At 58.3% G+C, this 9,416-nt stretch carries 8 protein-coding genes; 3 read left to right on the top strand and 5 right to left on the bottom strand.

The features are described from left to right. Positions 1-405: 405 nt before the first annotated feature. From KBY02_RS25960 to KBY02_RS25945, 4 genes are all read right to left on the bottom strand, one after another. The gene (locus KBY02_RS25960) at positions 406-1,200 is read right to left on the bottom strand and encodes a carbon-nitrogen hydrolase family protein (protein WP_024659905.1); all 795 of its coding nucleotides are present in this window, start codon (positions 1,198-1,200) and stop codon (positions 406-408) included. 15 nt (positions 1,201-1,215) lie between these two features. Continuing rightward, positions 1,216-2,895, bottom strand: coding sequence for a flavin monoamine oxidase family protein (locus tag KBY02_RS25955; RefSeq protein WP_024650573.1), 1,680 nt, complete (start codon positions 2,893-2,895; stop codon positions 1,216-1,218). Positions 2,896-3,047: 152 nt separating this feature from the next. Further along, the gene (locus KBY02_RS25950; RefSeq protein WP_003402109.1) at positions 3,048-3,509 is read right to left on the bottom strand and encodes an Lrp/AsnC family transcriptional regulator; all 462 of its coding nucleotides are present in this window, start codon (positions 3,507-3,509) and stop codon (positions 3,048-3,050) included. A gap of 10 nt (positions 3,510-3,519) precedes the next feature. Then, positions 3,520-4,605: an FUSC family protein gene (locus KBY02_RS25945; RefSeq protein WP_024639791.1), complete on the bottom strand. Its 1,086-nt coding sequence runs from the start codon at positions 4,603-4,605 to the stop codon at positions 3,520-3,522. A gap of 310 nt (positions 4,606-4,915) precedes the next feature. On the opposite strand from KBY02_RS25945, the gene KBY02_RS25940 reads away from it, so the two are divergent. Both KBY02_RS25940 and KBY02_RS25935 read left to right on the top strand, forming a co-directional pair. Further along, entirely contained in the window at positions 4,916-6,211 is a 1,296-nt protein-coding gene (locus tag KBY02_RS25940; protein ID WP_129449122.1) for a M20 family metallopeptidase, read from the top strand. 13 nt (positions 6,212-6,224) lie between these two features. Continuing rightward, positions 6,225-6,728, top strand: a complete 504-nt coding sequence (locus KBY02_RS25935; RefSeq protein WP_129449124.1) for a GNAT family N-acetyltransferase — start codon at positions 6,225-6,227, stop codon at positions 6,726-6,728. Positions 6,729-6,925: 197 nt separating this feature from the next. Here the strand turns inward: KBY02_RS25935 and KBY02_RS25930 are convergent, their stop codons facing one another. Further along, positions 6,926-7,741, bottom strand: a complete 816-nt coding sequence (locus KBY02_RS25930) for a formate/nitrite transporter family protein (RefSeq protein WP_003316222.1) — start codon at positions 7,739-7,741, stop codon at positions 6,926-6,928. A 439-nt stretch (positions 7,742-8,180) separates the two neighbouring features. Between KBY02_RS25930 and msrA the strand changes: the two genes are divergently transcribed. Next, positions 8,181-8,687 carry a peptide-methionine (S)-S-oxide reductase MsrA gene (gene msrA, locus KBY02_RS25925; RefSeq protein WP_099315754.1) on the top strand — a complete coding sequence of 169 codons (507 nt, stop codon included), beginning with the start codon at positions 8,181-8,183 and terminating at the stop codon, positions 8,685-8,687. Positions 8,688-9,416: the final 729 nt, after the last annotated feature.

The following is a 9,416-nucleotide window of genomic DNA, read 5'->3' as shown; positions in this document are numbered from 1 at the left end:
CGTCTTCGCGAACAAGTTCGCTCCTACCCCTCGGGCAGGAGGCCGTTTTTGATTCTGCCCAACGGGCGTAGGAGCGGATTTGTCCGCGAAGGGGCCGCCAAGCTTTCCGGACATGCATCGCCTGAGCGACCGTCTTCGCGAACAAGTTCGCTCCTACCCCTCGGGCAGGAGGCCGTTTTTGATTCTGCCCAACGGGCGTAGGAGCGGACTTGTCCGCGAAGGGGCCGCCAAGCTTTCCGGACATGCATCGCCTGATGCGACCGTCTTCGCGAACAAGTTCGCTACAGGCTCCGGCCAGAATCAAAAGCGGGCTTGTGTATGACGATGGTCGCGGAGCGTGGGCACGATAGTTATAGGATTATTCCGCACGCTCCTGCGTGGGAATTATCCATCCGGCTAATCTGATCAAGTCAGCGACGTATAAAGCGCCGGGCGGCGATCCACGAAGTAGTCGTTCGCGGTTCTGGCCTGGGCCAGCAGTGACTTGTCCAGCGTGCCGACCAGCAGTGCTTCGTCCTGACCTGCCAGCAACGGGCGGCTGCCGTCCGGTGCGCAGATGCTGCTGAGCCCGCAGTAACGAATCGCGCCCTCGCTGCCGCAGTAGTTGGCGTACACCACGTAGCAGTGATTCTCGAAAGCCCGCGCCCGAACCGTCACGTCGCAGACGAAATCGTAAGGCAGCATGTTCGCGGTGGGGACCAGAATCAATTCGGCCCCGGCCAGGGCCAGCCGACGGGTATTTTCGGGGAATTCCACGTCGTAGCAAATCAGCAGGCCCAGGCGCCAGCCATTCAATTCGACCACCGGGTAATGATCGTCACCTGCGGCGAACATCGACCTGTCCAGCTCGCTAAACAGGTGCGTTTTGCGGTAGTTGCACAGGCGCGTGCCCTGGCTGTCGATCAACTGCACGGCGTTGTAGATCTGCCCATCGCCCGCGCGCTCCGGATAGCCGTAGAGGATCGCAATGCCGCTGGCCTGCGCGATGGCGGCAATGCGCGTCGCTGCCGGACCGTCCTGCGCCTGCGCCAGCTCACCCACAGCCTGAGCGCCGATGTTGTAGCCGCTGAGGAACATTTCCGGACAGATCAGCACCTGTGCCCCTTGCTTGGCGGCGGCCTGAGCCTGCTGTTCCAGGCGAGTCAGGTTGCCGCTGACATCCAGCGGCAATGGCGGGCATTGATACAGCGCAACGCGCATGGGGTTTTCCTTCTGTCAGTCGCCCAGTGCTATCGGGCCGATTTCGTGGAACACATCACCGGGGCCGGGGTTCTCGGCGTGAGTCTTGCCGCCGAAGTGGTTCATGATCCCCCACACGGCGTTCAGCGAAGTCTGCACAGCGCCTTCGACCCACGCCGGTGTCCAGGACACATCGTCGCCGGCGATGAACATGCCGCGCTGTTCGCTGGGCATATCCTGCTGCATGAAGTGCGCGTACATGCGCTGGTTATAGCGGTAATGGCCCGGCAGCGCACCCTTGAACGCACCCAGGAAGTGCGGATCGGCTTCCCATGACACGGTAATCGGATCACCGATGATCCGCGCGGCGATGTCCACTTTCGGGTAGATCTTCTTCAAGGCATCCAGCGCCAGCTTCACCCGCTTCTCGATGGGCTGCGGGAGCATCTTCAGTGCATCGCTCATCCACGAGTAGGACAGGCAGATCACGCCCGGCTTGTCGTCGCCGTTATCGAACAGGTACGTGCCACGGGTCAGCCGGTCGGTGAGGGTCATGCTCATCAGGTCGCGGCCGGTTTCCGGGTCCTTGTCCTTCCAGAACGGGCGGTCGACCATCACGAAGGTCTTTGACGACTGCATGTAGCGGGTGCGGTCCAGGGCCATCCACATTTTCTGCGAGAACAGCGACTCTTCGCACTCGATCTGCGTGGTCAGCAGCCAGCTCTGGCAGGTGGTCAGCACAGCGGCGTACTGCCGGGTGTCGCCCCAATTGTCGGTCACCGCAAAACTGCCATCCTCGGCGCGCGCAATGCGCTTCACGCCGGGACGTGGTGCACCGCGGTGCAACGACGACAGGCTGGTGCCCTTGGGCCAGTGCGCGCAATGTTCGGGTACATGGCTCCACAAGCCGACCGGCACTTGCTGCACGCCGCCGACGATCAGGTGCTGGTGTTCATCGCAGTTGGTCATCACCACACGGAAGATTTCCAGCATCGAGTTGGGGAAGTCCGAATCCCAGCCGCCGGTGCCGAAGCCCACCTGGCCGAATACTTCGCGGTGAAAGAAAGACAGCTTGGCGAAGGCCTTGGAAGTCGCGACAAAATCATAGAACGTGCGGTCGTCCCATAACGGCACCAGCTTGTTCCACAGTTCCTTGAGACGCGGCACATCGCGGTCGCGGATCGCCTGCTGAATGTCGCCGAATTGCGAGCCGCTTTCCAGTGCGTCGGCCCAGGCGTCGGCGACTTCCTGAAACAGCGCTGGCAGGTCCGAGAGCATCTGTGCGTAGTAGGTGGTGCCTTCCAGGTCGATAACGGTGCTGCCGGACGCCGCGGTCAGCGGGTTGGGGAAAGGCCTGGACTCAAGGCCCAGCTTGTCGACGTAATGAAAGAACGCCGTCGAGGACACCGGAAAGCGCATGCCGCCCAGTTCGGCCACGATGCCTTTGGCGCCTTCGAACTCCTGCGAGCGCAGGCGGCCGCCCATTTTCGAGGCTTCGTACACCACCGGCTTGAGGCCTATCTTCATCAATTCGTAGGCTGCCACCAGACCGGCTATCCCTGCACCGATAATTGCCACTTCAGCGCCGTGGTTCTCCACCGGAATGCTGCCCAGGCCTTTAGGGTGCTCGATCCAGTCATCGAAGGCGAAGGGGAAGTCGGGGCCGAACATGGTGATCGGCTTTTTGCCGTTGGCGGGGTGACGGTTGTTCTTCATGACGGACCTTGATGGGCAACGGCGAAAAAACAACAGTCTAGAGAAGGGCGGACACGTTAATAAGACGCAAAGTGTCGTCGATATGCTGTTTGTTTGGGCTAAGTGACGAATCTGCTGGTCGGTTTGTATGGCTGCTTGATAGAGGCGTTCGGTTATACCGGCTGGCCGCGGTCGATCTTGCTGCTGAGGATGATCGATGTGGTGGTCTTTTCGACACCCTCCACGCTGCCGATCAGGTCCAGTAGCTGGTCCAGTTGCTCGGGAGAATCCGTGCGCAGCCAGGCGACATAATCGAACTCGCCACTCACTGCACAGAGTTGCTGAACCTGCGCCATGGCACTGAGGCGCCGCACCACTTCCTTGCCCGAGCGGGGTTGCACGGTAATCCCGACGTACGCCTGCAACCCGCCACTGACCACGCGCTGGCCAAGGCGCACGCCGTAACCGGTAATCACTTTGCTGCTTTCCAGGCGTGCCAGCCGCGAGGTGACGGTGGTGCGGGCGATGCCCAGTTGCCGGGCGAGCATGGCGACGCTTTCGCGCGCGTTGATTTGCAGTGCGGCGATCAGCTGGCGATCGATTTCATCCAGCACAGGCGGGCGGGTATCGGGCACGGGCGGTTCCTTAAAACTTCCAGCGTTTGGCGGTCTTGGCCAGACGCGCCTGCAGGCCGTCGAGGTTGAGCGCCAACTGCTGGGTCATCAAGTGGTAGCCCTTCAACTCGGTAGGAATCACGGCCTTCACTGCAGGTGTCTCAGGTGTCTCAGGTGTTTCGGTCGTGCGTGCCAGACGTTCGGTGGCGCCGGTTTGCAGGGCGCGGGCCATGCCGATCAGTTGCCGGCGAATCTGGCGGTAGTCAGCGTCCAGCGATGCCTTGAGCGTCTCGTCAGCAAGCTGATTCAGATTCGCAGGGCGAATATTGGCGAGAATCTCCAGGGTGCTCAGGCACATGCGGAAGTGGCCCTGAATGGCGTCCAGCTCGACCATGGACATCTTCACTTCCTTGGACACCGACGGCAGCAGAGAGCGCAGTTGCAGCATCGTGCCGTTGAGCCTGGCGGTCAGTTTCAAATGCTCATCGGCGGTAACCGGCTGGCCCTGCACGATGCGCCCGTACACCTTGGCGCAGTCACGCAAACCGCTGGCCAGGTTGTAGCGCCAGGAAAACACCGCATACAGCGGCAGGGCGAAGGAGAACGCCAGGGCCAGCGCGATACCAATCAGGATATCGACGGTACGCCACAGCCCGTCACTGATCGGGTTGTAACCATGACCGGCAACGATGAACAGCGTGATCGCCGACAGCAGCGCGGTGTAACCGCCTTTGCCGATGGCGTGATAGGCGAAGAAGCCGCACATCACCGACATCATTGCGTAGGTCAGCAGCGGCATTTCCAGATAGCCCTGCTGGACTACCACGATCAGACCGAGGCCGGCACCGATCAACGTTCCATAGGCCCGTTCGACCGACTTCTTGCCGATATTGCCGTGATGCTGCAAACCGCCGATCACGATCAGCATGGTCACCGACGCCCACTCGCCATGGGGCAGGTTGAGGCCGGTGGTCAGCAGAATAGTCACCAGCAAGCCCACCGCAATCCGCGCCGCGTGGATCAGCCGCGCATGCCGATAACGGCGATACGGGTCCAGCAAGGGACGCAGAACAGGGCGAAGCCAGGAGGGTATGAAAGCAGAGCGCGAATTCGTCATGCGTAAAGAGACCGCGAGGGTTGGGAAGAGATCCCTGATTGGATGGTGGTATTTCCCAGTAAGCCACATTTGACGGGAGATGGGTGGGGATTGTTGCCGATCAGCACGAGCAGCATCGTCGACTTATCTTCCAGACTTGCTTTCAGAGACTGGAAAGTCTCAGCTTCTGATATCCCTCTTTTTTGGCGTCGCTCAAGGAACCTTGCCCGGCTTCCTGCCACTCAGGACGCCACAATAGCGCCCGTCATGGATAATCTGACGGGTTCTTGGGCACACTGGCTCGACACCACAAAAGCGGACGCTATCCAGCATGAAAAGTCTTCTCCCCTCGCTCCTGATTCTGTTTTTCTGCACTGGTGTATCTGCAGGAACGGCACATGATGAGCAAAGCATGGCGTCCTATGTCGATAGCCACAGCGCCGAGCAGATCGCTTTGCTTGAAAAACTCGTCAACATCAACAGCGGTACCGATAATGTTGAGGGCGTCGTCAAAGTGGGTAATTTGATGAAGCCGGAGCTGGAGGCGCTTGGCTTCGAAACAACCTGGCACGACCTGCCTGCAGGAATGAATCATGCGGGTAGCCTTGTTGCGATCCACGATGGCAATAAGTCTGCGAAACGAATTCTACTGATAGGCCATCTGGACACGGTTTTTTCTGAAACAAGCAGTTTCCAGAAATTCACCTACCTTGAGGGCGGTAAAAAAGCCAAGGGCCCTGGCGTCATCGATGACAAAGGCGGCATGGTCACGATGCTCTACGCCTTGCAGGCGCTGAAACACACCGGCGCGTTGGAGAACATGAATATCTCGGTGGTCCTGATCGGTGATGAAGAGCTGGCGGCCAAACCGACGGAGATCTCCAGAGAATGGCTGATCGCCGAAGCCAAAAGAAGCGACATTGCGCTGGGTTTCGAATTCGCCTTGTCGCCCAACCAGTTGATCACCGAGCGCAGGGGATTGAGCGAGTGGTTTTTGACCAGCACCGGCGTAGACAAACATTCAGCGACTATTTTTCAGCCTGAAACCGGTTTCGGGGCGGTGTATGAGTCGGCTCGAGTGCTTGATGAGATTCGTCGGAAGCTTTCGAATGAGCAAGGCCTGACCATCAATCCGGGACTCATTCTGGGTGGCTCTACAGCGGTCGAAGATGTCGCCAGTGGACAAGGTACTGCTTCTGGAAGAAAGACAACGGTTGCCCGGATTTCTTCTGTGCATGGCGATTTGCGGTTCAGCAGTGAGGCTCAGAGGGTCTCCGCGGAAAACCAGCTGAAAGAAATAGCCAGTCACCCGCTGCCTCTGACCAACAGCGATGTGAAAATCAAAGCCATCATGCCGGTCATGGCTGATCGTGAGAGCAATCGCAAGCTACTGGAAGCCTACAGCCAGGTCAGCCAGGATCTCGACGGGCCTGTTCTGAAATCGGCACCGTCAGCGGAAAGAGGCGGAGCTGACATTTCCTATGTGAACAACTATGTAACCGCAAGCCTGGACGGGCTAGGCGCCTGGGGTGAAGGTGCGCACAGTGAAAACGAAACCATCGATCTGAGCTCTTTGCCCGTGGTAACAAAACGGGCGGCTATTTTCCTGAGCCGTTACGGTAATTAGCAGGAGAGGCTCGGTGGCGTTCGACCTGCGCCTGTCGAAAGATAGCGATCTACCGGACTTGAGGCGCCTCTCGGCGCTCGCCCGTGATCGCTATAAAACCATTTCCTATCTGGCGCATGTCGCCGACCTCCCTCCGCTGAGTGCAGACAGATTCGAAGCCTGCCGCGTTGTCGTTGCTGTTGACCAGAACACTCATGAGGTCATCGGGTACGCCGCCATGCGGCCACTCGATGGTTTGTTGTATCTGGACAATATCTCCGTCGTTCCTCGTGCTTCAGGCAGTGGCGTGGGTAAGACTCTGCTGTCCTCCGTTGTGACGTATGCGCAGGCCCTTCGGGTTCAGGCCGTGAGCCTGACGACCTTCCGCGAGCCGCTGTGGAACGGGCCGTGGTTCAGGAAACATGGCTTTGGTCTTATGCCGGACATTGAAATTGGCGAAGGGCTGAGGCGTGTCGTGGATCGTCAATCGATGACGTTCAGTCCTGCAACGCGGGAGACATTGTGGCGTGTGCTTTGACGCGCGTGTAATCCGATACGCGCAATCGACTCAGCGGCGCACAGCACCTTGATTGATCGTACTCTGAGCTCAGGCGGTGCTCTCCGCTATTAGGGTTTGCGGCCTGTTGAGCCGCATTGACACTCACCCCCGCAGAGCTTTTCGCTCTGCGGTCAGAATCTCTTATCACCGCATCGTCTGTATGACGTTGGACCGGATTATTCCGGCGTTTGCGCGCCACTGGTCCGGGACAGTTCAGCGGGCCGGGTTGCCGCATTGGAAAAGGCCAAATGATAAGCCAGGCCGACGAACACCGCGCCGCCCACTGCGTTACCCAAAAATACCGGAACGAAATTGTCGCCGAACTGCGCCCAGCTCAAGGCGCCAGCGAAGATCGCTGCAGGAATGACGAACATGTTGGCGACGATGTGCTGAAAGCCGATTGCGACGAATGCCATCACCGGAAACCACATGCCGACCACTTTACCGATCACGTCTTTGCTCGCGTAGCTGAGCCACACCGCCAGGCACACCAGCCAATTGCAGCCAATACCCGATATGAAGGCCTGTTCGAAGCTGGCCCCCACCTTGGCATTGGCGATGGCCACGGTCTTGGCCATGAAGGCGCCTTCAGTCAGCCCCACCACATGGCCGAAACAATAGGCGACGAACAGCGCACCGATCAGGTTGGCCAGCGTCACCAGCACCCAGTTACGCACTAACTGACCCAGACCGATACGCCCGGCGAACAGCGCCATGGGCAGGCTCATCATGTTGCCGGTCAGCAACTCCCCGCCAGCCAGCACCACCAGAATCAGCCCGACCGGGAACACCACAGCGCCAAGCAGATTGCCCAGCGACGCCCACTCGTGAGGGATCATGGTGCTGACATGAATATCGAGAAGAAACCCGAGGGCAATGAAAGCCCCTGCCAGAAAGCCCAGAATCATCAACGAGGACAGGCCCAAGTGGGCCTTCTTGACGCCGCTTTCGACGGCAATTTCAGCGATTTGCTGCGGGGTGTTCAAAGACATGGTGGGCTCGTGCGTGGTCGTGGGCTGAGCATGGGGAATAAAAGCTCAAGCGGTGCGCGCATCTGTCGCACCGAGGGAGAACGTTACGGAATGTTTCGGAGGATGGCTAATCGGATGTTTTGATCGGGTGATTGAGAGGGTCGATGAGTGGGCAGGTTTCGCGGGGGTGGGCTTATAGTTGTTTGGTTGGCAGGTGTGCAGTGGGTCAACTAAACCCGATCACTGAGTTGTCAGCAACCGAGCCGCCTTGGAAACGCTGACTCAAGCGCTCAAGCTAGCGGATTCTGACGCAACTGTAGGCAACGGAGCAAGGCGCCAAAGCTTCTGTAAAACGTTTACTCGTTACGCAACACGATCCTGTTTTTTACTGCATCCGGCTTGGTATTGCCCGGCATCACCCCATAACTATCCCTGTCTCCATAAACCGCAAGGACAGACCATGACCAACCCAACCGAAACCGCCATCCTTGCCGGCGGCTGCTTCTGGGGCATGCAAGATTTGTTGCGAAGCTACCCCGGCGTGCTGCATACGCGAGTCGGCTACACCGGTGGTGACGTACCGAACGCCACCTACCGCAACCACGGCAACCATGCCGAAGCGATTGAGATCGTGTTTGACCCGGCGGTGATCAGCTACCGGCAGATTCTTGAGTTCTTTTTCCAGATCCATGACCCGAGCACGCCTAACCGGCAGGGCAATGATCTTGGGCCAAGCTATCGTTCGGCGATTTACTACCTGAGCGAACAGCAAAGGGATATTGCCGAAGATACCGCGGCTGACGTGGACGCCTCCAAGCTGTGGCCGGGGCGTGTGGTCACGCAAATCGAGCCCGCCAGGGAGTTCTGGGAGGCGGAGCCGGAGCATCAGGATTATCTGGAGCGGATACCGAACGGTTATACCTGCCACTTCATCCGGCCGAACTGGAAGTTGCCCAAGCGGGCTTGAACCTGAATCGCACCGGGAAAGGCCGCGATAGGGGGAGAGCGCAAAAGCTGACCTGCCCCTGTCATGCAGGCAACTGTAGTGGTAATCAGACACTTCTATCTGGCGATATTCTCGCCTGAATGAGTGTCTGGAATCGCTAGACCACTACAGCCTGATTCGCCCGACCGTATCCGATGAAGGGCGCGAGCTTGCTCTATCCCTGATCATGCGGAACCCAACTGGCTCTTTTTAGAAGATGAGATTGGTAAGGTTTCCTCTTATCTATGGAAAGGAACTCTGTGTCAGGTGAAGAGTAACGGGTTCTCGGATGAGGCCAGGGTTTGGCCGCCTGGAAAGACCCATGAGCATCTAACCAGAAGCTCCACAATCACGTCATTCTCGGCCCCGTTGATAAATTTCTGACTCATGGCCGACTGATTTGGCGTTTCTAGCCAGACTGCGAAATAGCAAGGTACCAGGGAAATCATCAAGCACAGGCGACCCGAGGACGACCGATGCGCGCGGTTTTGATGGGAATATATTCAACCAAATTCCAAGCAGCGCATATTTTTCTAATCAGCGCCAAGACCTAACTTAGCTTGTTGACTTGGAATAGGTCCATCCGAGAGCTGTAGCTTCGGTGAGGTAGAGTGGCTTAGGGAAGGTCTGAAGTAGCCGGATGTTTTCCGGCTACCGAGTCCTCAGCACTTTTCAAAAAACGATGCATGTCGAAATTTGCTCAATTTTCTT

This window comes from Pseudomonas sp. P129 (genome assembly GCF_020312195.1).
Taxonomy (GTDB): Bacteria; Pseudomonadota; Gammaproteobacteria; order Pseudomonadales; family Pseudomonadaceae; genus Aquipseudomonas; species Aquipseudomonas fragariae.
This window is presented reverse-complemented; position numbering and strand designations above follow the sequence as displayed.